General features: G+C 42.0%; 22 protein-coding genes, 3 tRNA genes and 1 pseudogene. 13 read left to right on the top strand and 13 right to left on the bottom strand.

Features of this window, described 5'->3' with window-relative positions:
• The first annotated feature begins 2 nt into the window (after positions 1–2).
• Entirely contained in the window at positions 3–1,232 is a 1,230-nt protein-coding gene (gene hisD / locus A0125_RS06495; protein ID WP_317038804.1) for a histidinol dehydrogenase, read from the top strand.
• A gap of 160 nt (positions 1,233–1,392) precedes the next feature.
• Here hisD and mnmA read toward each other — a convergent pair.
• Positions 1,393–2,483, bottom strand: a pseudogene (gene mnmA, locus A0125_RS06490) (tRNA 2-thiouridine(34) synthase MnmA).
• A 188-nt stretch (positions 2,484–2,671) separates the two neighbouring features.
• Here mnmA and A0125_RS06485 point away from each other — a divergent pair.
• A tRNA-Phe gene (locus A0125_RS06485) sits at positions 2,672–2,744 on the top strand.
• Between the two features lie 293 nt (positions 2,745–3,037).
• Here the strand turns inward: A0125_RS06485 and A0125_RS06480 are convergent.
• From A0125_RS06480 to A0125_RS06470, 3 genes are read right to left on the bottom strand one after another with little or no spacing between them, the layout of a single operon-like run.
• Complete coding sequence (locus tag A0125_RS06480; RefSeq protein WP_197464806.1) at positions 3,038–3,589, bottom strand: GNAT family N-acetyltransferase; 552 nt, start codon at positions 3,587–3,589, stop codon at positions 3,038–3,040.
• Positions 3,590–3,600: 11 nt separating this feature from the next.
• Positions 3,601–4,062 carry a GNAT family N-acetyltransferase gene (locus A0125_RS06475; RefSeq protein ID WP_066753777.1) on the bottom strand — a complete coding sequence of 154 codons (462 nt, stop codon included), beginning with the start codon at positions 4,060–4,062 and terminating at the stop codon, positions 3,601–3,603.
• 52 nt (positions 4,063–4,114) lie between these two features.
• Positions 4,115–4,375 carry a DUF1572 family protein gene (locus A0125_RS06470; RefSeq protein ID WP_066753775.1) on the bottom strand — a complete coding sequence of 87 codons (261 nt, stop codon included), beginning with the start codon at positions 4,373–4,375 and terminating at the stop codon, positions 4,115–4,117.
• A gap of 284 nt (positions 4,376–4,659) precedes the next feature.
• On the opposite strand from A0125_RS06470, the gene A0125_RS06465 reads away from it, so the two are divergent.
• From A0125_RS06465 to A0125_RS06455, 3 genes are all read left to right on the top strand, one after another.
• Positions 4,660–4,732 (top strand) — tRNA-Phe (locus tag A0125_RS06465).
• Between the two features lie 44 nt (positions 4,733–4,776).
• Positions 4,777–4,851: transfer RNA gene (locus tag A0125_RS06460), tRNA-Val, on the top strand.
• Between the two features lie 849 nt (positions 4,852–5,700).
• Positions 5,701–6,057, top strand: coding sequence for a hypothetical protein (locus A0125_RS06455; RefSeq protein WP_066753774.1), 357 nt, complete (start codon positions 5,701–5,703; stop codon positions 6,055–6,057).
• Between the two features lie 280 nt (positions 6,058–6,337).
• Here A0125_RS06455 and hpf read toward each other — a convergent pair whose 3' ends face one another.
• Genes hpf through A0125_RS16075 form a run of 3 tightly spaced genes read right to left on the bottom strand, consistent with a single transcriptional unit; the run spans position 6,338 to position 7,574 of the window.
• Positions 6,338–6,679, bottom strand: a complete 342-nt coding sequence (hpf, locus tag A0125_RS06450; RefSeq protein ID WP_066753768.1) for a ribosome hibernation-promoting factor, HPF/YfiA family — start codon at positions 6,677–6,679, stop codon at positions 6,338–6,340.
• A 14-nt stretch (positions 6,680–6,693) separates the two neighbouring features.
• Entirely contained in the window at positions 6,694–7,050 is a 357-nt protein-coding gene (locus A0125_RS16080) for a tyrosine-type recombinase/integrase (RefSeq protein WP_231863173.1), read from the bottom strand.
• On the bottom strand, positions 7,050–7,574 hold the full coding sequence (locus A0125_RS16075) for a site-specific integrase (RefSeq protein ID WP_231863148.1): 525 nt from the start codon (positions 7,572–7,574) through the stop codon (positions 7,050–7,052). Before A0125_RS16075 ends, A0125_RS16080 begins: the two co-directional genes overlap by 1 nt.
• Before the next feature lie 119 nt (positions 7,575–7,693).
• Between A0125_RS16075 and A0125_RS06440 the strand changes: the two genes are divergently transcribed.
• A complete protein-coding gene (locus A0125_RS06440; protein WP_066753766.1) occupies positions 7,694–8,041 on the top strand; it encodes a hypothetical protein in 348 nt (115 codons plus the stop codon).
• 2 nt (positions 8,042–8,043) lie between these two features.
• Here the strand turns inward: A0125_RS06440 and A0125_RS06435 are convergent, their stop codons facing one another.
• From A0125_RS06435 to A0125_RS15550, 3 genes are read right to left on the bottom strand one after another with little or no spacing between them, the layout of a single operon-like run.
• The gene (locus tag A0125_RS06435) at positions 8,044–8,679 is read right to left on the bottom strand and encodes a carbohydrate-binding family 9-like protein (protein WP_066753764.1); all 636 of its coding nucleotides are present in this window, start codon (positions 8,677–8,679) and stop codon (positions 8,044–8,046) included.
• 5 nt (positions 8,680–8,684) lie between these two features.
• Positions 8,685–9,296 carry a phosphotransferase enzyme family protein gene (locus A0125_RS15555; RefSeq protein ID WP_231863172.1) on the bottom strand — a complete coding sequence of 204 codons (612 nt, stop codon included), beginning with the start codon at positions 9,294–9,296 and terminating at the stop codon, positions 8,685–8,687.
• Positions 9,233–9,799, bottom strand: a complete 567-nt coding sequence (locus A0125_RS15550; protein ID WP_156472442.1) for a hypothetical protein — start codon at positions 9,797–9,799, stop codon at positions 9,233–9,235. Before A0125_RS15550 ends, A0125_RS15555 begins: the two co-directional genes overlap by 64 nt.
• 292 nt (positions 9,800–10,091) lie before the next feature.
• Here A0125_RS15550 and A0125_RS06425 point away from each other — a divergent pair, with 292 nt between their 5' ends.
• From A0125_RS06425 to A0125_RS06410, 4 genes are all read left to right on the top strand, one after another.
• Complete coding sequence (locus tag A0125_RS06425) at positions 10,092–13,349, top strand: SusC/RagA family TonB-linked outer membrane protein (RefSeq protein ID WP_066753762.1); 3,258 nt, start codon at positions 10,092–10,094, stop codon at positions 13,347–13,349.
• Positions 13,350–13,366: 17 nt separating this feature from the next.
• Entirely contained in the window at positions 13,367–14,824 is a 1,458-nt protein-coding gene (locus A0125_RS06420) for a SusD/RagB family nutrient-binding outer membrane lipoprotein (RefSeq protein WP_066753761.1), read from the top strand.
• 1,102 nt (positions 14,825–15,926) lie between these two features.
• A complete protein-coding gene (locus A0125_RS06415) occupies positions 15,927–19,154 on the top strand; it encodes a SusC/RagA family TonB-linked outer membrane protein (RefSeq protein ID WP_082784930.1) in 3,228 nt (1,075 codons plus the stop codon).
• 10 nt (positions 19,155–19,164) lie between these two features.
• Positions 19,165–21,048 carry a RagB/SusD family nutrient uptake outer membrane protein gene (locus A0125_RS06410; protein WP_066753759.1) on the top strand — a complete coding sequence of 628 codons (1,884 nt, stop codon included), beginning with the start codon at positions 19,165–19,167 and terminating at the stop codon, positions 21,046–21,048.
• 83 nt (positions 21,049–21,131) lie between these two features.
• Here A0125_RS06410 and A0125_RS06405 read toward each other — a convergent pair whose 3' ends face one another.
• From A0125_RS06405 to A0125_RS06395, 3 genes are read right to left on the bottom strand one after another with little or no spacing between them, the layout of a single operon-like run.
• On the bottom strand, positions 21,132–22,085 hold the full coding sequence (locus tag A0125_RS06405) for an FAD:protein FMN transferase (protein ID WP_066753757.1): 954 nt from the start codon (positions 22,083–22,085) through the stop codon (positions 21,132–21,134).
• Positions 22,086–22,124: 39 nt separating this feature from the next.
• Positions 22,125–23,441, bottom strand: coding sequence for a Gfo/Idh/MocA family protein (locus tag A0125_RS06400; protein ID WP_156472441.1), 1,317 nt, complete (start codon positions 23,439–23,441; stop codon positions 22,125–22,127).
• A 29-nt stretch (positions 23,442–23,470) separates the two neighbouring features.
• On the bottom strand, positions 23,471–24,451 hold the full coding sequence (locus A0125_RS06395) for a formylglycine-generating enzyme family protein (RefSeq protein WP_082784928.1): 981 nt from the start codon (positions 24,449–24,451) through the stop codon (positions 23,471–23,473).
• Positions 24,452–24,706: 255 nt separating this feature from the next.
• Here A0125_RS06395 and A0125_RS16070 point away from each other — a divergent pair, with 255 nt between their 5' ends.
• Genes A0125_RS16070 through A0125_RS06385 form a run of 3 tightly spaced genes read left to right on the top strand, consistent with a single transcriptional unit; the run spans position 24,707 to position 26,775 of the window.
• Positions 24,707–25,168, top strand: a complete 462-nt coding sequence (locus tag A0125_RS16070) for a Gfo/Idh/MocA family protein (protein WP_231863147.1) — start codon at positions 24,707–24,709, stop codon at positions 25,166–25,168.
• The gene (locus A0125_RS06390) at positions 25,126–25,992 is read left to right on the top strand and encodes a Gfo/Idh/MocA family protein (RefSeq protein ID WP_231863146.1); all 867 of its coding nucleotides are present in this window, start codon (positions 25,126–25,128) and stop codon (positions 25,990–25,992) included. The genes A0125_RS16070 and A0125_RS06390 overlap by 43 nt, the downstream gene beginning before the upstream one ends.
• Before the next feature lie 45 nt (positions 25,993–26,037).
• A complete protein-coding gene (locus A0125_RS06385; protein WP_066753750.1) occupies positions 26,038–26,775 on the top strand; it encodes a 3-keto-disaccharide hydrolase in 738 nt (245 codons plus the stop codon).
• Positions 26,776–26,794 lie beyond the last annotated feature (19 nt).

Here is a 26,794-nt window from a genome sequence, read left to right as displayed (position 1 = left end):
GCATGTTAAAGACGTATCAATACGAACAGCTATCGGCAGAAGATATTGACCGCCTAACGTTGCGGAATACGGATCCAAACAACGCCATTCAGGATACGGTGGAGCAGATCATTACGCAAGTCGAGCAAAACGGCGACGATGCGTTGCGGCAGCTCGCACTAAAATACGATCAAATCTCATTGGATGCTTTGTATTTGGATGAGGCAGAAATCGAAGCTTTGGCAGCTACCATTTCTCGACAGCAACAAAGGGCGCTGGAGATTGCCTTTCAAAATATTCATAAATTCCACGCGACGCAGCTTAAGAAAGAGCGCACGGTCGAGACGATGCCGGGCGTGACCTGCTGGCGCGAAGTGCGACCAATTGAGAAAGTTGGCTTGTACATTCCTGGCGGATCTGCGGTATTGCCTTCAACTTTATTAATGTTGGGCGTGCCGGCGCGTATTGCAGGATGTAAAGAAATTGTGGTGTGTTCGCCACCACAAAAAGATGGCAAAGTAAATGGTTTTATCGCCTATTGCTTAAAGCTATTGCAGATTAAAAGAATTTATCTTACAGGCGGTGCACAAGCCGTAGCCGCAATGGCTTACGGAACGGAAAGCGTTCCGCGTGTTGATAAGATTTTCGGGCCGGGCAATCAGTTCGTCACCAAGGCAAAATCGCTGATTCAAAGCCGCACGCAGGTCAGCATTGATATGCCGGCCGGACCTTCGGAAGTGTTGGTGATTGCAGATGAATCGGCCAATGCCGATTATATTGCGGCGGATTTGCTGGCACAAGCCGAGCATGGCGCCGATAGTCAAGCGGTGCTTGTTTCGACCAGCTCCACGTTGATTGAAGCGGTAAATCAAGCTTTGCAGCAGCAGTTGGGAGAGCTTCCACGTGCTGCCATTGCGCAAAAAGCCATAGAAAACTCTTACGCTATTTGCACCACAGATATTACTACTGCTTTAGCATTTTCCAACAAGTATGCACCAGAACATCTGATTATCCAATCGGATGATTGGAAACGCTTAGTATACGGCGTGCAAAATGCGGGATCCGTATTTTTGGGCCATCTCACACCAGAAAGTGTGGGCGATTATGCCTCTGGCACCAACCACACCTTACCAACATCGGGCTACGCGCGATCTTATTCTGGTGTTTCGGTAGATTCTTTTGTAAAGAAGATTACGTTTCAGCAATTATCTCAAGATGCTTACGCCAAATTGGCTCCACAGTGGAAATTCTAGCTGAGCTGGAAGGTTTGCAAGCACATAAAAATGCGGTGAGCATTCGGTTAAAAGATCTGGAATCTTAACGGATCGCCTACAGCAAAACAAAAACGTCCTTTGCTATTGTAGCAAAGGACGTTTCTATTATAGTTAAGCCGCTAAAGTTCTTTATTCATCATTATTTCATCAAGAAGCCGCCACCCAACAAGTCATCGCCTTCATAGAATACGGCTGACTGCCCGGGTGCAATACCTTTCACTTTATGCATAAAATCTACCTGCATCGTAGTGCCTTGCTGCGTGATGGTGGACAACATGCCCGAATCTTTGTAGCGAATCTTGGTCACCGCTTCCATAGGCTGATCCAAAGAAGCGTATTTCACCAAGTTCACGTCGCGTACGAAAGCTTGTGATTTTTCTAACTCATGCTCTTCGCCCAATACCACAGAATTGCTTTCTGGCAAGATCTCTAACACAAACATCGGCTTACCTAAAGCAATGCCTAATCCTTTGCGTTGCCCGATCGTGAAGTACGGATAGCCGATGTGTTGACCAACGACAGTACCATCAGATAGCAAGAAGTTTCCAGGACCAATTTCCTGATCTAAGGTTGGCTTTTTATGCCTTAAAAACGCACGATAATCATTCTCTGGTACAAAACAAATCTCATAACTCTCTGACTTAGCAGCTAGTTCTTTTTGTCCCATATCCAGCGCCATCTGGCGAATCTCCGCTTTTGTGAAACTTCCTAACGGAAATTGTGTACGCGCTAAGTTCTCTTGCGTAACGCCCCAAAGCACGTAAGACTGGTCTTTATTCTCGTCGCGCCCTTTGGAGATCACATAGCGATTGTTGTTGTGCAATCGGATGTTGGCATAATGACCCGTAGCGATAAACTCGCAATCCAACATATTGGCGCGTTTCATTAGAGCCTCCCACTTGATGTGTGTATTACACAACACGCAAGGGTTGGGTGTACGGCCGGCAATGTATTCATCCACAAAATTGTCGATCACAAAGTCGCCAAACTCACCTCTAATATCCAATATATAATGTGGAAAACCATAACTCACCGCCAGCGAGCGGGCGCATTAATACTATCTAGACTACAACAGCCCGTTTCCTTTGACGAACCGCCTGAAGCAGCGTAGTCCCAGGTTTTCATCGTGATTCCGATGACCTCATATCCTTGTTCATGGAGCATTACCGCAGCGACGGAACTATCCACTCCGCCACTCATAGCTACCAATACTCTTCCTCTTTTACTCATAGCATTTCAATGGAGGGACAAAGATACCCTTAATAATCTTTTCCCTTGTTTATTTGTTGTCAAAAATTATCTGCATACAAATCAAGCATTTGCTTACTTAGCAGAAAATATTTACTAAAAATGTTTCTATTTTAGAAAAAAGGAGCTACATTTGCAACGCAACAAACAACAAGAATATTGTCGCAAAAGGTGCCATAGCTCAGTTGGTAGAGCAAAGGACTGAAAATCCTTGTGTCGCTGGTTCGAATCCAGCTGGCACCACAAAAATTTTCCACTGCAAACCTTCCCTTTTTTTTACGCACGTATATTGATTGACTTAGGACATATTAGTTTTTTGTAACATCAAAGCAAATACGAGATTGCACAACGACAGCTAAAGTCAGCTCCGACAGAAAGCACTTTACTTCTTTGGCTTCTTAGATTGCATGCAGAAATTGGTGCGAAAAACGCTATAATGATCATCATCGCCGTAATAAAGAATCATAATCGCAACAGCCTAAGAAATACCAGTTTCTGAACTAGTCAGTTTTCATCAATAATAGTGGTGTATATCATTATTTCACCGACATAGTCATCGTCAGGTTATCAAAATATTCCCCATCTTTTTTGAAGAAATCCCTGATTAATCCACCATCAATAAAACCCATTTTACGATATAGAGCTAGTGCAATTTCATTTTTGGTATAAACTTGCAACCAAAGTAATTCTAATATAGGCGATTGCTGTGCCCATAGAACAACAGCACGAAGTGATGTGGTGCCTAAACCCGTGTTGCGCCAATCTTCGATCATACCCATGCCGATCATAGCTGTGTGCGCCATAATTTTTCTACTACTTCCCGTCAAGTCGATGTTTGCCACGATTTTTCCATTGTGTTCAGCGATCAGGAGTAGCGAATTCTCTTGCGCTGCAAAGCACGTAATCCATTCGCGCGCTTGTTGATTCGTCATGGTTAGTTCTTCTTCAAGTTTTGGAACAAAATTGCTCTGAGGCAAATAGGTGCGAATGGCTTGTAATATATGCTCGGCGTCCGGCGTTTCGGCCTCTCGAATAGTTACCATCTTCCCGTTCTTTAACAGGATATCCTGCTTGTTAAACTTAGACATGCTATCCATAATTATTCCGCTTTGGAAAGCTTTTTTCGATATGCATAAAATTCGGAGTCATTGCCTTTTCTGATAAAACCGATCCGTTCATACAGACTTTGCGCGGTATAATTATCTACAGCAGTAGAAAGATCTACAAAGGTAGCACCGTCCAATCTGGCAAAAGCGATGGCTTCCTGGATCAGCTTTTCGCCGATTCCTTTTTTACGAAATTTTGGATCGACAAAAAGATCGTTGAGCACCCAATCTCGAATTGCTCGCATCGATGAAAACTTGGGGTACAATTGAGTAAACCCAATAGCCACATCAGAATCTATAGCTGCAAAGACTACTGACTCATTATTTTTCAAACGCTGTTGTAAAAACGCACGCGCTAAATCTATGTCGGATGGTTGTTTGTAAAAAATACGGTAATCGTTAAACAACTTTACTACCAATTCACATTGTGACTGCTCTATTCTTATTATTTTCATGTATCAAAAATCTCGTATTGGAATTAATGTTTAAAACGGTTTATCCTTAAAACTACTTTTTAGAGTTGGACAGCATGCTTATATTATAATCAGCAGACTTTCCTTTGGGAATCGACAGTGAAGTAGTTAAAAAATCAGTCCAACGCGACAGCATATTTCCAGACAGATGCATAACGATATTGGCAATGCTATTGGTTTCGTTATTATTTTTCTCAAAAAGCTGATCATCGGTAAGCTGATCAAAAGTAGCGTTGCCCAATTTTTTGTAATAGGCAAATTGATTTTTTGCGCTATTTAAATAATCTAACATCATGGCTTTGGTTTTACGTTGTACAGGGAAGCATATTTAAAAGACTAAATCGCTATTTGCAATTTAATGAAATTCTCAAATATTTCCACTTCTATCAACAAGTAGGTCCGTCCGCTGCTCGACTCAAGCTTTGACGCAAATTTATCGTGGTGATTAGATGCCTATTACGAATAATTGTGTGCGAAGCATTTGCAATTTATCGGCACTTTTATACCTTTGTAACGTTGTCAGCAGCAAATGCTGATAGCGCAACATCTGAAAGTAACAGATTAAAAATAAAAACTTATGGTGCCATAGCTCAGTTGGTAGAGCAAAGGACTGAAAATCCTTGTGTCGCTGGTTCGAATCCAGCTGGCACCACCTCTAAAAGTGATATCTAATCACTTCAATTAAAGCATTTTTTTGGGAAATTAGCTCAGCTGGTTTAGAGCACTACCTCGACAAGGTAGGGGTCACTGGTTCGAACCCAGTATTTCCCACGTGATTATTCCTTAAAAACGCATTGGTAATTAGCTGATGCGTTTTTTTATGCCCTCCTTCTAGGTTCATTTTATGAATAAAAAAACAATGTATCATAGTGATATTGTTGTTCCTGAATCTCTTGCAAATTGTAATTAATATCTTGAACCGTCGTACAAATAGGTATTAAAGGATAAACGAGTTCTAAAACAAAATAATAAAACATAAAAAAACCCCCTTTCTCTACCAGAATTCAGGGGGTTAGTACCTAACTACTTGTTACCCGGGGGGATTGGGTATCCATATTATTATGTACAATAATAATAATAAATTTTAATAATTTCAGTAATTAGAGAATTTTATAATTAAATTTTATTTCACTTTTTACAGATCAGACATTTTAAGGCTCTCAGTGCATAGTGCCACATGAATGATATTTTACGACGCTATTCGAACCATAATATTTGTTATAAGTACCTACTATTGTTCGCCTTATAACATTATAACACAACTTAAATACTATGTAACAATAATGATAATTTTCCTGAATCAATGAATCAATGATAAGAGTTAGCAATGAGCCCAGTGCATAGCATACCATTGGAATCTTAAAAAACACAGATTAATAGGCCGCAGAGGTGGACGCAAAAGGTATAATAGCACGAAATAATGAAACCCCAACGATGCAGAATGATTTATAATTTCTTAAATTTTTGGTAACAATGATTTTTTAACTTTATATTGTATACGCAACCTATTGAAGATTATCTCTAAAGTGACCAAAACTAAAATATGCGCCACAATTTATAAACTTTTTCATGACTCTACTGTTCCATTATTAGCGCTGCATTTCTAAAATTAGTACTGACATGACGACAAAAAAACACGAAACGAACCAACTTTACCAAAGCTCAACCATTATTATCGGAGCGATTCTTTGTTATACTAATCCATTGCACCATCCTACGCCGGGTATTCAGACATGGGCAATGAATAATAACAGGCCTATTAACTATAGATCGGAAGTAGATCCGAAAGAAGATCAGCGAATTCGTGACAATAAAGATCCAGAGCAACAACCTAATCCGGACAAAAAGGAAGAAGTTAATAAACCTAGCAAAGAGGATGAAAATATTGAAACTCCGGACAAAGAGGAGCGCATGCCAGAAGATCTTCCGGACACGGAAGACCCAAATGAGGCAATGGATGATATTCAAGAAGACTAGTTTCACTAGCTTGATATAAAGAGAAGCAATCAACCTCAAGTAGGCTTGATTGCTTCTTTCTTTAGCGCTGTTTCATATGCAATAATCGAAAAAAAGTAAATTTTGTTCTGCGCATTGTATGTTGAGTACTTAGGAAAGAATGTATGTGTTATTTTGTGGATCAATATACTGATGAGTAGTAATATATTTTCGAAAGGATATTAAGCAAAAAAGGAGGCATTATTGCCTCCTTCTTTGCTTAATATTAAAAAAATCTAAATGCTTATCGCATAGCCGACCTTTAGAATTCATCGGCCTGATTGATCACCTCTTTGTGGTTGCTGGCATTTGTACGCGTCTTGGTCTTATGCTTATTAATCTGTCGTCGTATGGACTCCAATGCTAAATCAACCGCTTCTTCAAAGCTCTTGGCTTGCGCCTTAGCAAACAGCTGATTTCCAGGAATGTTAAATTTGAATTCTACAAATTTGTCGGCTTCGCCGCCAACACTTTCTACCCGTAAATTGCATAGCCCATCAATAATGTTGTCCAGAAACTGGTTCAACTTTTCTGCTTTTTTGTTAATGAACTCAACTAACTTCGGATCTGCATCAAATTTAATGCATTGTACAGTAATATTCATTTTTCCTCCTTTTTTTAAGCCTTTGGATGGGCTTGTTTATAAATTAACTTTAGACGTTCTGCCGAATTGTGCGTGTACACTTGTGTAGTCACTAATCCCGCATGACCTAATATTTCCTTTATTGCATTTAGATCAGCACCATTATCCAATAACGATGTTGCGAAGCTGTGCCGAAGCACGTGCGGGCTTCTTTTGCTCTGCGATGTGATCGTGGTCAGATACTTTTTTACGATCTGATAAATCATAGATGCATAGGCAGGCTTTCCTTTATTAGTAACGATCAGATGGGTTGACATGTTTTGCAGAATAACAGATTTCTTTTCCGCTTGATAGCTAACAATCTGATCATAAAGCATATCATGTATTGGAATTAATCTTTCCTTATTTCGTTTTCCAATAATACGGATCTGTCTGCTGTAGCTATCAATATCCGCGTCGTGATGGTGAGTAATTCTGCTAAGCGAATACCTGTTCCAAAAAGCAATTCCATCACCAAAAGATCGCGCCTCTGTCGAAACGTCAGCTCATCATGATCTTCTTGATCGAGTAGGCTAACTAGCTTTTCTTTATCTACTATAGTTGGTAATTTCTTCGGAGTACGTAACGATTTTAGCGCCGAAGCTGGATTCTGCGATAGCACTCCTTCTCGGACCAAAAATTTGAAGAAGGACTTCACCACTGAAATAGTTCTATTTACCGAAGATGATGCCTTACCCAATTCTGTTTGTAAACTGATATAATAGCGTAACGTACGATAATCAACCTGATGAACGGGCATTTTTTGTTCTTCCAAAAAACTTTCAAACCGTTCTAACTCTAGCTTGTAAGCTACTGCGGTATGTTTGGAAAACCTCCGCTCGTAGGTCAGGTAATTTAAAAATCGCTCGTTGTGCATAGGGTTATAATCCTTTTGCTGTAATTTAATAAAGAAAGAATAGAATTACAATAGGCAATTTTTCGGAATAGTATATATCTCCAAAAATATTTTAGATTTGTCGCACTAAATATTGTTGTATGAATGCGCTATATTTTATTGCCTTCTGGGCTTGTCAGTTAGTATCGAGTGTGTTATTTAAGTATGGTGGATTGTATCCTAAATACCACTGGCATGCTCTTATCGCGGGTAATGCAATTCTGCTTACGGCAAGCTGGTTTTTAATACAGCTTTTTCGTCATTTCCCACAGCCCATTGTGATCGCACTGTGCGCTGGCGGCACTTTTGTAACAGTGCAGTTTGGTATGGCGCTTTATTTCAGGCAATCACTTTCTTGGTTACAAATTGTTGGTCTGTTTTTTATAGTTGTTGGTATTGTCATTACCGCATATGGCACTACTGGCTCATTCTCCTTGAACAAGAATTAACATTATAAGAAAGTTATTTCTCCAAAAAACGAAACAGCATGAAAATTCGGATTCGCACTCCGAATTGGTTTCCAAGACATATAATGTGGCTTTGGCAAGTGATCCCCGCACTTATAAAAGTTGGCCTGAGCAGATGTTCGTGATAGCGCGCTTCCGTCCTGCCCCAATACATCGAAGGGGATTGCTAAAATCATTTGCCAATCTCTTCTTCCTGCGAAATGCCTTACCTGAGTGAATGTACTGATACGATTTACGTCGTCAATTTCCATCCGTACTTTATCCGATCCATCGCAATTCCGTTTACCGATCAAACCTGTTCCAAGCAGATTGAACTCAATATTGAAATACGATTTTCCACCGTCAAAGGAAACAAAGCATTCCACGCAGCTATCTTCATAAACAGGATCGTTGTGCCGTATCGCATTCGCCCGCACAAACTCTTCTGCTACATCGTAATGCAATAACAGCGCTTCGGCACTGTAAGCTATTTGAAAACGAACTTGAGGTGTATAAGGGAATTGATCTGCCCAATTTGCATTAGCGATAGGTTGCCATTCGACATTCTCAAAAGCGCGCACAGCGTCATGATAGCTTTGCCAATCGCCGATCTGAGCTGTAATAAATTTTACAAAAAGCATAAAGTCTATGATGTTATAGCGTGTTGAATAATACTGCGCAATTTGTCACGTTGCGATTCTAACTCGGTGAGCAATTTAAACTGTGCCTGAGCGCGTACCAGATTATGATTCGAAAACTGAGTCTTATAATAAGGATCATACTCAATGTAATCTGTTAAAAAACGAACAACTTGCATAAAAGGAAGTAAATATACACCATATAGCAGCGATTCAATCTCACCATCGCTAAGAAATGCACCGGCTTTTTCTAGATAACCTTTCACATAAGCTTCGTAGAGTGGTACATTAAGTTTCACTTTATTTAAATCTCGCTCATCTTCTCTGCCACGATTAATGATCGTGCGGATAGCATCGCCGAAATCAAATGCAACATATCCGGGCATAACCGTATCTAGGTCAATAACACATTGCGGCTGATCATCGCGATCAAGCAACACATTATTGAATTTCGTATCGTTGTGAATAATGCGGAGTGGTGATGCACTGACAATGCGTTGTAGAAAATCTTGGCACATGGCGGTCTCACGCGATGCTATTTCTCGCAGAAGTACTTCTACCGCCTCCTCTTTCGCGCGCCCCTTGGGGTGGGCGCGTAAAGCTTTATGTAGATTTTCCAGCCGATGTTCAATATCGTGGAATCGTGGTAGTACGACATGTATTTTTTTGCATCAAGATCAGCGAGTTCGCGCTGAAATGAGCCAAACGCTATCCCTGCTGCATAAGCTTGCATCTTTGTCGTCACCACATCTACACTGTGGGTATTTTCTATTAACCAAAACATACGCCAAGATTCACCATTAGTGTCTTTATAAAACAGTTGGTTAGTGTGCGTTGGAATAATAGTCAGCGTTTTGCGCTGAACCTCTTTTTTTCCTAAATGTGCAAGTTTGGTTTGCAAATGACGACACACCAAATCCACATTTTCCATCAAATTTTGAGCATCCGGAAAAATAAAACGATTAATTCGCTGCAGTAAATAAGAAGTACCGCCTTCAGGTGCTGTATCTAATCTATAGGTATCATTTATATGACCTGATCCATAGCGATAAGCTTGTACAATAGCCCCTTCTGTACGAAAGTGCTTCGCTATAGACAGTATAAGCTCTATTTCATTTTGCATGATTACTTCGGAAAAGTTAGCTGGAAACTATTGTTTAAAGTCTCCCCATTTTTGTACTGCAATATGACAAAATCTATAGAGTAATAGAAGTAATCAACGCATGCAATCGTTTGCGCAATTTTCCAAAATATGTGCAACATCCCCATTAATGAATAATCCATCAGTTTCTGAGATCGATGATTTTACATATTCGTCATACTCTCCTAACGTACACGATATATAGTAGAGATACCTTTGCCCACGAAAAACAAAACACTACCGTGTAAAAACTATTAGCGTAAAAATTAAGGACATGAATCTCAATCTACCAGTCTTTTTTCGAAAAATCGGAAAAACCAGTTATGCATTACTATTGCTCGCGATCTCGCTTAGTGTTGCGCATACAAGTCATGCATCTGAAGCTACTGCCGCAATGTGGCAAGAATACATCCGCATCAAGGGCACTGTGCGAAGCAGCAACGATCAAACACCTATTGCAGGCGCCACCATGATGATCAATAATCAAGTATTGGGCAAAACAGATGATCGTGGAAGGTTTGATCTACGAGTCCCTGCGGGCAGCGAGCTCACTGTTGTGAATATTGGATTTGACAAAGCTACCATTCGGGTAGATCAAGCTCAGAACGACTTGCTTATCAGCCTATCGACCGGCTCTGCCAACATCGATGCCGTCGTAGTTACAGCGTTAGGCATCAAACGCGAAGCACGTGAATTAGGATATGCGGTAAGCACCATTAAGGGAGACGAATTAACGAACGCGATGCCAACCAACTGGGCCGATGGATTAAAAGGAAAGGTCGCTGGCTTAAATCTGACTCAAGCAGGCTCAGGCCCACTGAACAGTGCAAGAATAAATCTACGTGGAGATCGTTCGTTGGATCCATCGAAAAATGAAGCCTTGATCGTCATCGACGGCATCCCAATGATCAACAGCACCGGACGTGCAACTTCAGGAGTAAACGATGCTTACGGTGCCGGAGTATCATCGGGTGACAAAGATATTCCAATCGATTTTGGGAATGGTTTAGGTGATATTAATCCTGATGATATTGAATCGGTAACGGTATTAAAAGGACCTGCCGCAGCTGCCTTGTATGGTAGCCGCGCAAGCAATGGCGCTTTGATAATCACCACCAAGAAAGGCATGAATCGGGACGGAAAAGTAGGTATAACCATAAATTCCAACTCAGCGATCAACGACATTCTACGCTGGCCAGATATGCAGTATGAATACGGACAGGGAAACAACAATCGAAATGCTGCCGGCGAACTTTACTATTCCTATGGTTTATCAGAAGATGGTCCAAATACCGGATCCACCTCAAGTGCTTGGGGACCAAAGTTCGATGGTCAATCATACTTTCAGTATGATCCAACAACGGAAGCTCAATCTACCGAACGGTTACCATGGAAACCGTACAAAAATAATGTTAGAGATCTATATCAAACAGGTAGTACATTGACCAATAGCATCGCACTTGATGGTGCCACAGATCGTTTTTCAGCACGTGCTTCATTGACACACACGAAAAACAATTGGATTTTAAAGAATACCGGATTTGAGCGTTTGGTAGCCTCGCTCAATACCAGTGCGCAGATCTCCGACAAACTCAAAATCAATGCGAAGTTTGCCTATACGAGCAAAACGAGCGACAACCTACCAGGAACGGGATACAACAACCAATCTATAAACTACTTTACGATCTTTCAGAACCCAAATATTGACCTTGCAGTGTATGAGCCAAGGTGGCAACGTGGGCAAAATCAGTTGCAACAAATACATCCGTATAGCTCCTACATCGAGAATCCTTATGTTATTCTGTATGAAATGACAAACAGTATAAATAGTATGAATATCGACGGAAACTTGCAAGGTATCTATACCTTCAATCCGAAGTGGGAATTAATGTTTCGCTCTGGTCTCAACTTGCGTCAAGATCAAAGAGAAAGCCGCAGGCCATTTGACACGGCAAACTTTCCTAGGGGATATTACAAACAGCAAGATGTCAACTTTTTAGAATCGAACACCGATGCATTACTTACCTTCCGCGACTCTTGGGATGACCGATTTACGCTATCCGCTTCGCTAGGAGGAAATATCCGGAAGTATGATAGCAAGAACAACAATGCCATTGCTCGCGGACTCACATTGCCTGGCATTTACAAATTAAGCAATGCTATGGATGTCGCCGTATCGGAAGTAACCGCCATTGGAGGGCAAGTAAATAGCATATATGGATTCGCGAATCTGGGTTGGGACAATAAAGTTTTCGTGGATATTACTGGTCGCAACGATTGGTCTTCTACCCTACCATCAGCGAATCGTTCTTATTTCTATCCCTCAATAAGTACTAGCTACATTCTTTCAGAAATCTTTGAGCTGCCTGCTATCTTATCTTTTGCTAAGGCAAGAGCGTCTTGGGCAATGGTAGGCAACGATACCGATCCATATCGTATTAACAAGTATTTTCAACCTTCACCGTTTGCAGGATCAGCGAATGCGCCATCTGTATTGCATAATGCCAACTTAAAACCAGAAATATCAAAATCTTGGGAAGTCGGAATAGATATCTCTTTGTTAAATAACCGAATCAATGCGGATGTAAATTATTACAACAATCTGTCAACAAACCAAGTTTTACGCGTTCCATTAGATATAACCACAGGATACAGTAGCGCATTTATCAATGGAGGTAAGATTCGTAACCGTGGGATTGAGGTTTTACTCAGCGGGCGTCCAGTAGTAACTGAAAAATTTAGTTGGACTGCGACTGTCAACTGGGCTCGCAATCGTAATAAAATTCTCAGTTTGAGTGAAGATCTGGATACTCAAGAACAAATTATAGCCCAAAGTGGTGCCGGTGCTGTGTCTATCATCGCACGCGAAGGAGGCACTACAGGTGATTTATATGGTTTTGGATTGGTACGCAACGAAGCAGGCCAAGTGGTATACAATGCACAAACTGGACTTGCCTTGCGGCCAACACAAACGCAATTAATTGGCAATGCCTACGCCGATTGGCGTGGTGGTTTCAATAATGAGTTTCGCTACTGCAATTGGAGTTTGGGTATATTATTAGACGGGCAATACGGCGGCCTCATCTATTCGCAAACGCACCACAAAATGACCGAACAAGGTAAACTGGCGCATACACTTTACGGAAGAGAAACTATGACAATCATTGGCGACGGTGTAGTACGCAATGACGATGGCACATACTCACCAAATACCACCGCTGCACCGATCAATACGTGGTACGGAGATTACTATCGTCGTGCCAATGTAGAAACAAACAGTTTTGATGCTTCGTATTTGAAATTGCGCGAACTGAGAATTGCTTATAATCTACCGCAATCTGTTGCCAAACGCCTACGCGTATCAAATGTGAATCTAGCGCTATTCGGTCGCGATCTGGCAATGTGGTCTACATTTCCGATCTACGATCCAGAAACAGCAGCATTGAACGGCGACGTGATCATGCCTGGCGTAGAAATGGGCCAAATGCCTACGCCACGCACCTTCGGCTTCAACCTACAATTATCACTATAAATTACAGCAAAAAAACGATGAAAAAACTTATCTATATATTCCTCGGAGCGTCCATCTTGTTTACTGAATCATCGTGCACCAATGATTTTGATGAGCTAAACATTGACCCCAATCGTATCGAGCAAGTTACGCCAGGTAGTTTGGTAACGCCAACCATCTATGGCATGAGCAATTATTTTACCGTGCGAAGCTACGATTTCACGTGGCAGATTATGCAAGTCGGATTGCCCAATCCGAGTGTACAATTGGGTGTACACCGCTATGACCTGACACCAGGAGCTGGAAACGGAACCTGGAATACTTGCTATACTTGGCTACGCAATGTAAGAGAAATGCGCGAAGCTGCAGATGCATTTGGCCAACCGGCATATCATGCTGTTGCTGCCACTCTACAAGCTTATATTGGTGGCATACTGACCGATGCCTTTGGCGATGTTCCATTTTCTGATGCTCTGCGAGCAGAAGACGGAATAAGCCAACCAAAATTTGATACTCAGGAAGAGATTTACGCTAAAATGATCGCAGATTTGGAGGAGGCCAATGAGATTTATAGTAGCGATGCCACCATGAATGGCAACGACATCTTATACAATAATGATAAGGGAAAATGGCGTAAGTTTAATAATTCGCTACTCCTTCGGTTATTGTTACGTACTTCCAAACGTACTGATTTCGACAGCTACAGTCGTATTCGCGAGATATTGGCCGACCCAGCGACCTATCCTATCTTCACTTCCAATGCAGAAGCCGCATTGCTCACGATCACTGGTGTAGCACCTTATAACTATGCTTGGGCACGAAGACAAGATTATGTCAATTTTGAAGCCATGTCTAGTTTCTTCGTGGACATGTTGAATGAGTTGGAAGATCCGCGCAGGCCGCTATTTATGACGCAAGCCAGCCGTCTAGTAGACGGAAAACAAGAAACGATCGGATACAGAGGTATACCAAGCGCACACTCTGGAAATGAGTCACAATTTGATTATTCACCAAGTACGCCTAATGGCAATTTGATGATTTATGATGCGATCGGTACACCGATTATACAAGTAATCATGAGCTACGCCGAAGTAGAGTTCATCAAAGCGGAAGTAGCCTTGCATTTCCAACAATTAGATGAGGCTAGAGAAGCATATGAGAAAGGTGTACTAGCTGCCTTGACACAATGGCCAAATAGTACGATGCCCGATAATTACTTCGATAATCCAGCCGCTGCCTTTGATGGCACCTTGGAGCGCGTGCTTGACCAGAAATACCTAGCGTTGTTCTTTAACGATTACCAACAGTGGTACGAACATCGCCGTACAGGATTTCCAGCACTGCCTAAAACGGAGTTCATGTTAAACGATGGTATCATGCCATCCAGGTTTATGTATCATAATGATGTACAGCGATTCAATCCTGATAACTATCGCGAGGTAGTTGATCGCATCGCTGAAGACGGGTTTTATACTAAGGTATGGTGGGAAAGATAATGTCCATAAAACATTGCTTCAAAGCCCGTGGATGTACCAGTTCACGGGCTTTGCTGTGATCCAGCACAAAACTGCAAGGCTTCTTTTAAGCATAGTGCGCGCTACGGCAAATTAGGCAACAAATCAATTAGATGTTTACGCTATTACCCGTAAAAAGATCCATCATGAGGACACCAAAATTTACCTTGCAAACAAAAACCAACTGTCATTAATAAGAAAATAAATTGACAATAAAAGAATTATTTACTATATTTGAGAAAAAAATTAAACTTAAAATCTTTAAAAGATCGAAGATTTTAACACACACTAGTTATTTATTTTGAGTAATAAAGAAAGTCTGCGTGCCCACAAATGCCCGCACTGTGGCCAAAGTAATTACATAATACGAGTACCAAGATCATCAACCGTCAAGGTACTGCTGTTTTTCCTACCTCTGAAAAGGTTTAAATGCCAATCTTGCAATAACAAATTCTACAAGATCTAACTCTTTACGCGCCAAATATTTGTGACCTTTTATTCAAAGGTCATTCGATCACTATGTTTAAACATCCTCGCTAATCGATCCATATGCTGACATCGGCTGCTATATCTCGCAATCTTTTAGCAACGATCGACATTTTTCTTTTTGTAAAACTGATGAGTTAGCATTTAAATCATATATATCACCACTCGATATTTCAGACATCTTTCTGTGCATATATTTTATCAAATGCATTAAAAAAATAACACCTGAAGCATCAATTTAACTTTTGTCCTATTTTGAATAGAATCGCTAGACAATTGACGCAATAACGTTTGTGCAGGAACACCTGACAAAACATTCTATAAAACACATATAATTAATGCCTTATAGAATGTATAAGCATCGCATACATACTATACACCCCACTAGAACAACTACCTATTTCACACAAGAATGTGATTTATTTTTTTCATCCACAAAGGAAAAGTTGATTAGTTTTTTTACGTAGATAGTTGTATTGTTAAATGACAATCCCTAAGTTTATGACAACCGATGAAAACAGAACTGCGAATTCAATCGTAGCTCGAAACACTAATTGATTAATAAACTACTAACTCTATAAATCTACATCCTCACACTATGAACATTCGTTATCGAGTCTTTAAAAAGACTTTTTGTCCTGTGCTGACGTTACTTTTAGCTTTTCCACTAAAAGATTCATTGGCCAAAGAGTCTTCCGTGCCCTTATGGCATGCTGGAAGCAATCTGTCCATCCTGCAACAATCTACAATTACAGGGCGCGTAAATTCTATGTCTGGCAATGAAGCACTTTCTGGTGTATCAGTCGTTGTGAAAGGTACTCAGATTGCTACGAGTACAAATGCCGAGGGCTATTTTTCTTTAGAAAATGTTGCTCCTGATGCAACACTGGTATTTACAATGGTTGGGTACAGAACGCTGGAAGAGCCCGTAAATCAAAGAACTACGCTTTCCATTTCGCTACAAGACGATTTATCGAACTTGGACGAAGTCGTGGTTGTCGGTTACGGCACGCAAAAAAAGGAAACCATCACTGGATCGGTAGCTACTGTGAAAAGTGCTGAATTAGTAAAATCGCCAACATTAAATGTATCTAATGCATTAGCAGGCCGTATGGCAGGTATTACAGCGACACAAGGAAGTGCAGAACCTGGTAACGACGGCTCCAATATCAGGATTCGTGGTACGAATACTTTTGGAAACTCAGAGCCATTGATTGTAATCGACGGTATACCGGCGCGACAAGGTGGGTTTGAGCGATTGAATCCTCAAGATATCGACAATATTTCAGTCCTTAAAGATGCGGCAGCAGCCATCTACGGAGCACGCGCGGCCAACGGGGTGATCTTAGTAACGACCAAACAAGGTAAAGAAGGAAAACCATCTTTGTCGTACACGTTTAACCAAGGATTCTCTCAGCCGACTTATATTCCGCAACTTGCCGACGCCGCTCAATACGCGGAAATGCGTAACGAACTGGAAATCTTCAAGCTTCCTGTAAGTGAGTGGTCTGCTGTAAATACTGCTTTTCGTAATCAGGGTTTCTTCGAACGACCAAATGGGAGCACGATAACTGCGCCTTTTTCGCCACAAGATTTTCAATTGTTTCGAGAAGGCTCCAATCCGTGGAGTCACCCAAACACCGACTGGTATGGCGCCACCTTAAAAAATTGGACACCACAAGCGCAGCATAATCTACAACTAAGCGGCGGGTCAGATAACTTTAGATATCTCACCTCCGTCGGATACCAAACACAAGATGCATTTTATAAGAACTCGGCCACCAATTATAGCCAATACGATATGCGTATCAACTTAGAAGGCGAGATTAATGATTATGTTAGTGTGCGCGTTGGCGTGCTGGGCAGACAGGAGGATCGCAATTTTCCGACAAAAAGCGCGGGCACTATCTTTCGGATGCTGATGCGTGGCAACCCTACTCAACCTGCATTTTGGCCGAATGGACTTCCAGGACCTGACATCGAACATGGTGAAAATCCGGTAGTGATTACAACAGACCAAACCGGCTATGACCGCAGCAAACGGTATTATTTCCAAACCAATGGCCAGATCGACATCAAAGTGCCAGGTGTAGAAGGACTGAAATTTACCGGTACGGCATCTGCGGACAAATACATTCAACAAACCAAACGTTGGGAGATTCCATGGTATCTATACACATGGCAAGGAGAATATGAAGCAGATGGCGTAACTCCACAATTAATCCCAGGATTACGTGGTCCAAGGCCTGACCCAGCATTGAGCCAAGGAAATGAAGATCAACTCAATATCCTCTTGGGAGCCATGGCTAACTATGACCGCAGTTTTGGCAATCACAGCTTTAACTTAATGGCTGGTGTAAACCGAGAAACTATTCGTAATGACAATTTTAGTGCCTTCAGACGTTACTTTATCTCTTCCGCTATTGATCAAATGTTTGCCGGTGGAGATGCCGAGAAAGACAATGGCGGGGGCGCTTGGGAGCGTGCTCGACTCAATTACTTCGGCCGTTTAGGTTACAATTATCAAGAAAAATATATCGCAGAATTCTTGTGGCGGTACGACGGATCATACATGTTCCCACAAGCAAGCAGATATGGATTTTTCCCTGGTGTGCTAGCTGCATGGCGTATCTCCGAAGAGAACTTTTGGAAGGATAATGTTTCCTTTGTCAACTCCTTGAAATTACGCGGATCTTATGGTCAAATGGGTAATGATAATATCTTCTTCAACGACGAACTACAGGAGTATCAATATTTCTCTACGTATGGATTTGGTACATACATCGTAGACGGCAATTTAGTAAAGTCATTGTATGAAACACGCGTACCAAATAGCTTCATCACATGGGAAGTAGCCAACAATTACAATATTGGTTTGGACGGACAACTCTTTAATGGCAAGGTAAACTTCGAGTTTGACATGTTCCTCAACCGTCGTAGCAGTATATTGTGGCAGCGAAATGCATCTGTACCTCAAAGTACTGGTATGACACTACCGGCAGAAAATATTGGTAAAATGGAAAATAGAGGTTTTGACCTCAACATCGGATACAATGGTAGTATAGGAGAATTGCGCTACAACGTCAATGTAAACGGTGGATATGCCAAAAATAAAATTCTATTCTGGGACGAAGCTGCTGGAGCACCAGAATGGCAACGCACCACCGGAAGAATGCTCAATGCTGGATTGTATTATATTCATGATGGCGTATTTAGAGATGAAGCAGAAATTGCCGCCAACACACTTGATTATAGCGCAATCACGAACAACCTACGCCCAGGAGATATGAAATTCAAAGACTACGATGGCGATGGCAAAATCACACCCGACGATCGCGTACGTCGAGACAAAAGTAATATTCCTACTTTCCAAGGCGGGATGAACATAGGGCTGCAATACAAGAATTTTGATCTGACGATCCTATTTCAAGGAGCGGCTGGTGCGGAGCTTCCTGTGAGTACGGAAGAATCTGGCGCCATCGGCAATTACCTATTACAATTTTATGAAAATAGATGGACGCCGGATAATCCTAGTAGCGAACATCCACGGATTACGGACCGTAGCGATCAATACTACTCGAGCGGCAATACCTATTGGTTAGAAAGCACCGATTATATACGCTTGAAAAACGTCGAAATTGGCTACAACTTCCCAGTAGAGTGGACAAAAAGAATAGGCATGAACAACTTTAGGGTATACGCCAATGGTCTAAACTTATTTACCATCAGTAAGATGACCGCATACGATCCCGAATCTGTTACGCAGACCGGCCAATATTATCCACAAGCAAGAGTTATCAATTTTGGCGCAGCCGTAACTTTTTAAAATTTGAATCATGAACAATAAAAAATCAATTTTCACTTATATAATTGCCTGCATATTTACTCAATCATTGATTTCGTGTAATGATGATTTTGTGAGTACGCAACCATTGGAAGAAGTACCCAAAGAAGTGACCTGGGGCGACCCTGCTTTAGCAGAAGCCTTTGTTTTTGAGATCTACAATGGATTAGGCCAAGGTGGTTTCGACGAAGAAATGCAGTCTTCTTTGACCGACGAATCGATGTTTACACACCCCGGTCGAGGTATCAATACAATCACCGAATCTCGCTCTAACCCCGCAGATCAAGGCATGATCAAAGATAGCTACGGCTATGGCCCGCTGTATGGCCGTATTAGAGCTTGTAATATTGCTATTGAAAATCTTACCGAACCCTTGTTTACAGATAATGGTAGAGCCAATAACCTACTCGGTCAAGCGTATTTTTTGCGTGCTTATTATTATCAACAATTACTACGCTTTTACGGCGGTGTACCGCTGATTGACCGGGTCTACGAGCTCGGTGAAGACGACTATATGGCAGAGAGAAACTCCTACGAAGAATGTGTCAACTTTATAGTTAATGATTGCGATCGCGCAGCAGAGCTCCTAACTGGCGGAAGCCGTGCTGCCGGCCGAGCTACTGATGTGGCGGCTTTAGCGCTCAAAGCACGCGTATTGTTATACGCCGCCAGCGATTTGCACGATATCCCAACTGCCAATTCCAAAGCGACAACTATGGCAGGATACGATGCTCCACAATTGTTAGGATATACTAGCGGTAGCCGTACTGAACGGTGGCAAAAGGCAAAAGATGCGGCATTCGAGGTCGTACGTATGACTAATTTGGGCTATCAAATGGATTTGACAGCGCCAGCCACCGCGGAAGAAGGTACAGAACATTACAAAATACTCTCATTAGGAGGTGGTAGCAAAACGGTATCGGCAGATGGCGTATCCGAATTGCTACTTGCCCGCCACTTCATTGATCTTAAAGATGAAGCAGGAAATTATATAGGTCGTAATAATGGTCCTAACGGATACCACAACTGGGCAGGAAATACCCCCATTCAAAATTTTGTTGATGATTATGAAATGATTGATGGAACACGTTTCTCATGGGAGAATAGTGTACACAGGGCTAGCCCGTATCAGAATAGAGATCCACGATTATACGCCACCATATTATACGATGGCGCCGATTGGAAACCTCGCACATCTGATGTAGCTGGCCGCGATCCAGCAAATCAAATCCAAACTGGCCGTTATCAGATCAATAACGCGGCTGGCGATGTAGTTACACATCAAGGATTGGACACACGAAATAGCCCTATCGAAGATTGGAATGGCTCGTACACAGGCTACTATTTCCGTAAATTTACGGATCCAGATCCTGCTGTGGTCGATCAAAATACTCGCCAATATATTCCTTGGCCGGTATTGAAATATACAGAGGCTGTATTGAATTATGTAGAAGCGTGTATTGAATTGGGCGAAGAAGCAGAAGCTAAAAATTGGCTCAACAAGATTCGTTTTAGAGCAGGGATGCCAGCCATCACAGAGGCAGGTGATCAATTACGTAGTCGCTACCGCAATGAGCGACGCATCGAACTCGCTTTCGAGGAGCATCGCTTCTTTGATACCCGACGGTGGATGATCGCTCCGCAAACTACTGGCTCAAAAATCCGATTAATCAATGTAGTTGGCACCCTAAAGCCAGGAGCGCAAGTACGCACATACCAGTACAATCCAGACAATTATAATTATACGTACACGCCGGTAGAACTAGAGCCGGGTATCGAAAACAGACAATGGCAAGATAAAATGTATTTCATGTGTTTCCACCGCGACGAAACCAATCGAAATACCAAATTGGTACAAAACCCAGGATACGAGTAGTCGTACTATCCGATAAAGAATAAGGCCTGAAAGAGTGATCTTTCAGGCCTTACTTGTAAACACGCTAAAGTTAGTATCATAAACTATGGCTTCACATATGGTATAAACCCGTCGGAAAAAGCTTCTTTGTAAGCACCACCTTGCTCATAAATAAGATAAACCTCTATACCTGGCAGGGTCTCGGCTAGTGCAATTCCTTCGGTCGGTGATAATGCCATAAATACATTGTCGTATGCATCTGCCTGCATAGCGGTAGGTGCGATAATAGTTGCACTAACCACATTATTTTGTAGCGGATATCCGGTACTTGGATTCATATGATGATGTACTTTCTTGCCTTCGTATTCTGCTACCTTACGGTAATTGCCTGATGTGGTCACCGCAAGGTCTGCAAGTTGCAAAACAAAAGTGGAAGATTCCGCGCCAACAGGTCTTTCAATGGCTACTTCATAGTTATTCCCATCTACTTTGGTACCTTTTGTACGGATTTCTCCTCCTACTTCTACCAAATAACTTTCAATGCCCGATTTGTCTAATAATTGCGCAACCACATCTACCGTATATCCTTGTGCAATACCATTTAGATCAATGGCGATCCGCGAATCTTGCTTATGCAATACGTCTCCCTGAAGCCAAATTTTGTTCATCCCGACGTATGATAATACAGTGTCGATCGCCGATTGCTTAGGGTAGTCATCTATTCCTTCTGATCCAAAACCCCATAAATCTACTAGCGGCTTCACCGTGATATCAAATAATCCTTTTGATTTTTCGTGCACGCGAAATGCTTCACGGAGAACGTTCTGCATATGCGTATCGATCAACAGTTCATAATGATACTGTCTATTAAACATGCTGATGAGTGAATGAGGCTGATACAACGACATCGATTGATCAATGGTATGCATCACACTATCTATCGAAGATTTAAAGACAATTTCATGTTCAGCTAGGTATTGAATTTGATATGTGGTGCCTTGTGCCTTACCTTCCATAAAAAAAGTCTTTTGCTGTGCTACTGCACTGCAAAAGACCATGAAGCATAGTATTAGAGCTGCGAATACTTGTCGCATGTACTAAATGTATAATTCAGTATTGATGCCTGGTACAGCCACGGTGTAAATACCGTTGCTATCTGGCAGCACTTTTGGATTGGCATCCCAAGCATACTTTTCTGGCGATAAATCAATCTGAGAAAGTAGTGCATCATCCCAACGGATTACCTTTCCGGTATAGCATGCTAAACGCCCGATAATACCAGTTAATGTACTGTATGCACCATACTCGGCATTGTCAAACTTATATTCATTGTTGGCAATTGCTTCAAATAATTCTTTATGCTCTTGCTGGTAGGCATTGGGATTGCCTTTTGGATCGTGCCGATAAATTTCATTGCCGCGCGCGTCCCACAAGACTGCCTGATTGCCAGCCGAAAGATATACGCGACCTTTAGAACCCTGAAACGTTTCGTCTACCCGATTCGAGATACCTTCAAAATGACGACATTGGCTATATACCACTGATCCATCATCGTAGGTAAGTTCTACAGCAAAATTATCGTAAATCTCACCATACTCCTTGTCGGTACGATGTGCGCGGCTACCTGTTCCTTGTATAGATACGGGATATTTGCCCTTCACCCAGTTGGCGATATCGATGTTGTGCACATGTTGTTCTACAATATGATCACCACACAACCAGTTGAAGTAGTACCAATTACGCATTTGATATTCCATTTCTGACTGTTCTGGCTTGCGTGGTTTTACCCATACGCCACCACTATTCCAATAAACCTGTCCCGAATGAATATCACCAATAGCGCCATCTTGAATACGTTGGATCGCTTCTCTATAATTATTTTGATAACGTCTTTGTAAGCCTACAACGACGTTGAGCTTCTTGCGTTTTGCCTCTTTGGCCGCCGCCAAAACTCGATGCACACCTGGAATATCGACAGCCACCGGTTTTTCCATAAATACGTGTTTCCCCGCGTTTACGGCTTCTTCAAAATGCATTGGTCGAAATCCGGGAGGCGTAGCCAATAATACCACATCCGCATCTTTGATTGCTGCTTTGTATCCTTCAAAGCCTACATATTTACGGCTATCTGGTACATCGACCTTATCTCCAAATTTTTCTTTAAGTGTATTGTACGTAGAATCAAGGTTGTCTTGAAAAGCATCAGCCATCGCTACCAGCTTGATGTTCTGACCAGAAGCAAATGCGTCAAATGTAGCTCCCGTTCCGCGTCCACCGCAGCCAACGAGGGCAATTTTGATTTCGTCTGACCCTGCCACGAATATGCGGCCTAGGCTGGAAGATGCTAAAAATGTACTCGCGGCCAAGGTCGTGCCCGCTTTCATAAAATCACGTCGATTAAAGTTATTCATCATTTTAGATTTATTGTTAGAATAGATAATAGTTAGAAGTCTTTGATAGGAGCTTTATCATAATAGGCCATAATTTCCTCATGCGAGGGCTTGGTCACGGGTCGCACCAATCGCATTCCTACAAAAGGCGCTTCTGGAAACCACCAGTTGGATTTTGGAATCTGTGGATCAAGTTGCTTCCATATCGGATCCGATGCCATGCGTGCTGCTGATCGCAGTTCTTGCGCAGCACTTTCGAAAGATCCGCCACGTACACTATGTGGATATAGCTTGGTCGGTATTAATACAGGATTTTCGGCTACTCCGTTAGCATACTGTTTGTAATAATCAGCATCGTACTGATCATAAGTCCATTCGGCCACGTTCCCCAACATATCAAAAAGTCCCCAAGCATTGGGTTTCTTTTTTCCAACCGCAGCCGTTTTACCGCCGCTATTCGGTGCAAACCAGGCATAATCACCTAATGCTGTCTCATCATCTCCAAACGGATAAACTGTGGTAGATCCAGCTCGACAGGCATATTCCCATTCGGCTTCCGTTGGTAATCGATAAAATTCGCCCGTACGTGCGTACAACCATTTGCAAAATTGTATCGCATTGTAATGCGTCATGGCCAACGCTGGATGTCCCTGCTTTCCCATTCCAAACGTCATGTCCAAATACGGTTTGGTTGGGCGAGTCACTGCGTCTACATTAGGATCTAGTTTTTCTTGCTTGTTGTGCCTCACTTCAAGATCTTTGTACACAAATGGTTCGTAGAGATCCCACGTAACTTCAAACGTCCCCATCCAAAATGGGGCAATAAGCACACGGTGCGCTGGTTGCTCGTCGGCAACACCAGATTGCGTACTGCCCATTACGAATTCTCCACCAGGAATCGCTTCCATAGAAAATTGTAGACTAGTACCCTCCAACTGTTGTACATATCGCTCATGCTTATCTTGTGCTTGAACGCAAAACACTGTCATTATACTAACCGCTGCTAACGATTGCTTCAATATATTGGTTATCATTTCAATAGGTTGATGTAGATGATCCAAGATAGGGAATATTTGTTATTTCTAAAACTAAATGCTCCTACGAGCAAGTTTGAAATCTGCTTTCAGGCAATTCCAACAAAATCTTTACTTTACAAGACGTGATATTACCATTCCACCACTACATTTGAAATGCATGTGATATAGAAAATTAGTAAAGTATTGACTATCTTAGATGGACTAACAATTAGTGAACCGGAGCGCACCGCTCCGCAATGATAGAATAAACCTATGAAAAGAAAAGATTTTTTGCGAAATGCCGGCCTGTTGGCAGCGTCCGGAGCAATGTGGAATACTGGCCTATTTGCCAATAACCAACGAACCATTAAGGTTGGATTGATTGGCGTAAATGGCATGGGCTGGGCCAACCTGACCGCTTTACTAAAAGTTCCTAATGTTGTCTGTACGGCTCTTTGCGATGTTGATGAGCGGATCTTAGATAAGCGAATCGCTGAGGTAGAAAAATTGCAAACCACCAAAGTCAAAAGAATTATTGACCATCAAGAACTATTAAAAGGAGATCTGGTAGATGCTGTCATCATTGCTACGCCCGATCACTGGCACTGCTTGCAAATGGTAGATGCTGTCAAAGCGGGTAAGCATGTGTACGTGGAAAAACCAATCGGTAATTCTATCAAAGAATGCGAAGCATGGTTGCCGCGGCGCAAAAGTATAACAGCATTGTACAAGTAGGCCAATGGCAACGCAGTCAGCAGCATTTTGCTGATGCGATCGATTTTGTACACTCTGGTAAATTAGGAAAGATCCGTTTAGTAAAAGCTTGGGCCTATCAGGGCTGGATGAAAAGCATTCCCGTAAAACCTGATGAAGCGGTACCGACAGGTGTCCATTATGATAAATGGCTTGGGCCGGCAAAACGGCGACCATTCAACCCAAATCGTTTTCATTTCGAGTTTCGCTGGTTCTGGGACTATGCTGGCGGTTTGATGACCGATTGGGGCGTGCATATGCTCGACTATGCTTTAATTGGAATGCAAGCGGCAGATCCAAAATCGATCATGGCTTCTGGCGGAAAGTTTGCCTATCCTGATGATGCGGCTGAAACCCCAGATACGCTCACAACCGTTTTTGAATTTGATGATTTTAATATTCAATGGGAACATGCCAATGGCATTGATCTTGGTCCTTACTCTCGCAATCACGGAGTATCATTTATTGGCAATAAAGGAACGTTGGTACTAAACCGAGAAGGCTGGGAAGTAATTCCAGAAGGAGACAGAATGCAAGCGATTGCATTGCAACGATCAAAAGATAATGGACTGGAAAAACATATGGTCAACTTCGCAGATGCCATCCGAAGCAATGATCCCAAAATTCTGAAAGCTCCAATAGAAGCTGGTGCCAATATTGCCATCTTTTCGCAAATGGGAAATATTGCTTATCGCACAGGCAAAAAATTGTATTGGGATAAATCAAAGAGAAACTTTACGGACAAATCGGCCAACGAGCTATTAGTGGCTAAATACAACAATGGCTACAAACTCCCGCAAGTATAAAACAAAAAAATCAAATGATTCATCTAATTTAAACTACTATAATACATGAAAAAACGCTATATCTGTACGATCTTAATGATAGCAGCTACATCATCACTTATGGCTCAAACACAATTCAAACCCGAGGATACAGAATTTTACACGCCCAAACCTCCCGTAGTAACACTGGCAGCAAACGGCGTACCCAGCGATGCAATCAGCCTTTTTGACGGCAACGGGTTGCAGCAATGGGTTAGTCAAAAAAACAATCAAGCAAAAGCCGACTGGACGGTCGTAGACGGACAGCTCGAAGTAAAACCCGGTAGCGGAGATATTCAGACTAAAGAAGAATTCGAAAACTTTCAACTGCATGTAGAGTGGCAAAGTCCCGCCGTAGTGAAAGGTAATGGTCAAGGGCGCGGGAATAGCGGTATTTTCTTACAAGGACTTTATGAAATACAAGTGCTGGATAACGATAATAATCCCACTTACGTAAATGGGCAGGCAGGAAGTATCTACAAGCAGCGTCCACCACTGGTCGAAGTGAGAGCCAATGAATCAAAATGGCACACTTACGACATCATCTTCAAAGCGCCCCAGTTCAATAAAGATGGCATGCTAATCGCAAAAGCTACCGTCACGGTACTACACAACGGTGTTTTAGTACAAAATAACACACAAATCGAAGGCACAACAGAATATATCGGAATGCCTGTGATGAAAGCGCATGGACCGGGCCCCATCATTTTACAAGATCACGGAGATTTGGTACGATTCCGTAATATTTGGATTCGCCCATTGTAGTCGTACTCAACAACCAAGC

It is taken from the genome of Sphingobacterium populi (genome assembly GCF_001586775.1).
Lineage (GTDB): Bacteria > Bacteroidota > Bacteroidia > Sphingobacteriales > Sphingobacteriaceae > Sphingobacterium > Sphingobacterium populi.
Note: the sequence above shows the minus strand (reverse complement) of the source record. Positions and strands in the feature narration are given on the sequence as shown.

Excerpts from the sequence above, each read along its gene's own strand:
- hisD (WP_317038804.1), top strand. The coding sequence starts at position 3 with ATGTTAAAGACGTATCAATACGAACAGCTATCGGCAGAAGATATTGAC.
- A0125_RS06480 (WP_197464806.1), bottom strand. The coding sequence starts at position 3,589 with ATGTCTAAGTTTAACAAGCAGGATATCCTGTTAAAGAACGGGAAGATG.
- A0125_RS06475 (WP_066753777.1), bottom strand. The coding sequence starts at position 4,062 with ATGAAAATAATAAGAATAGAGCAGTCACAATGTGAATTGGTAGTAAAG.
- A0125_RS06470 (WP_066753775.1), bottom strand. The coding sequence starts at position 4,375 with ATGATGTTAGATTATTTAAATAGCGCAAAAAATCAATTTGCCTATTAC.
- A0125_RS06455 (WP_066753774.1), top strand. The coding sequence starts at position 5,701 with ATGACGACAAAAAAACACGAAACGAACCAACTTTACCAAAGCTCAACC.
- hpf (WP_066753768.1), bottom strand. The coding sequence starts at position 6,679 with ATGAATATTACTGTACAATGCATTAAATTTGATGCAGATCCGAAGTTA.
- A0125_RS16075 (WP_231863148.1), bottom strand. The coding sequence starts at position 7,574 with ATGCACAACGAGCGATTTTTAAATTACCTGACCTACGAGCGGAGGTTT.
- A0125_RS06440 (WP_066753766.1), top strand. The coding sequence starts at position 7,694 with ATGAATGCGCTATATTTTATTGCCTTCTGGGCTTGTCAGTTAGTATCG.
- A0125_RS06435 (WP_066753764.1), bottom strand. The coding sequence starts at position 8,679 with ATGCTTTTTGTAAAATTTATTACAGCTCAGATCGGCGATTGGCAAAGC.
- A0125_RS15550 (WP_156472442.1), bottom strand. The coding sequence starts at position 9,799 with ATGCAAAATGAAATAGAGCTTATACTGTCTATAGCGAAGCACTTTCGT.
- A0125_RS06425 (WP_066753762.1), top strand. The coding sequence starts at position 10,092 with ATGAATCTCAATCTACCAGTCTTTTTTCGAAAAATCGGAAAAACCAGT.
- A0125_RS06420 (WP_066753761.1), top strand. The coding sequence starts at position 13,367 with ATGAAAAAACTTATCTATATATTCCTCGGAGCGTCCATCTTGTTTACT.
- A0125_RS06415 (WP_082784930.1), top strand. The coding sequence starts at position 15,927 with ATGAACATTCGTTATCGAGTCTTTAAAAAGACTTTTTGTCCTGTGCTG.
- A0125_RS06410 (WP_066753759.1), top strand. The coding sequence starts at position 19,165 with ATGAACAATAAAAAATCAATTTTCACTTATATAATTGCCTGCATATTT.
- A0125_RS06405 (WP_066753757.1), bottom strand. The coding sequence starts at position 22,085 with ATGGTCTTTTGCAGTGCAGTAGCACAGCAAAAGACTTTTTTTATGGAA.
- A0125_RS06400 (WP_156472441.1), bottom strand. The coding sequence starts at position 23,441 with ATGATGAATAACTTTAATCGACGTGATTTTATGAAAGCGGGCACGACC.
- A0125_RS06395 (WP_082784928.1), bottom strand. The coding sequence starts at position 24,451 with ATGATAACCAATATATTGAAGCAATCGTTAGCAGCGGTTAGTATAATG.
- A0125_RS16070 (WP_231863147.1), top strand. The coding sequence starts at position 24,707 with ATGAAAAGAAAAGATTTTTTGCGAAATGCCGGCCTGTTGGCAGCGTCC.
- A0125_RS06390 (WP_231863146.1), top strand. The coding sequence starts at position 25,126 with ATGGTTGCCGCGGCGCAAAAGTATAACAGCATTGTACAAGTAGGCCAA.
- A0125_RS06385 (WP_066753750.1), top strand. The coding sequence starts at position 26,038 with ATGAAAAAACGCTATATCTGTACGATCTTAATGATAGCAGCTACATCA.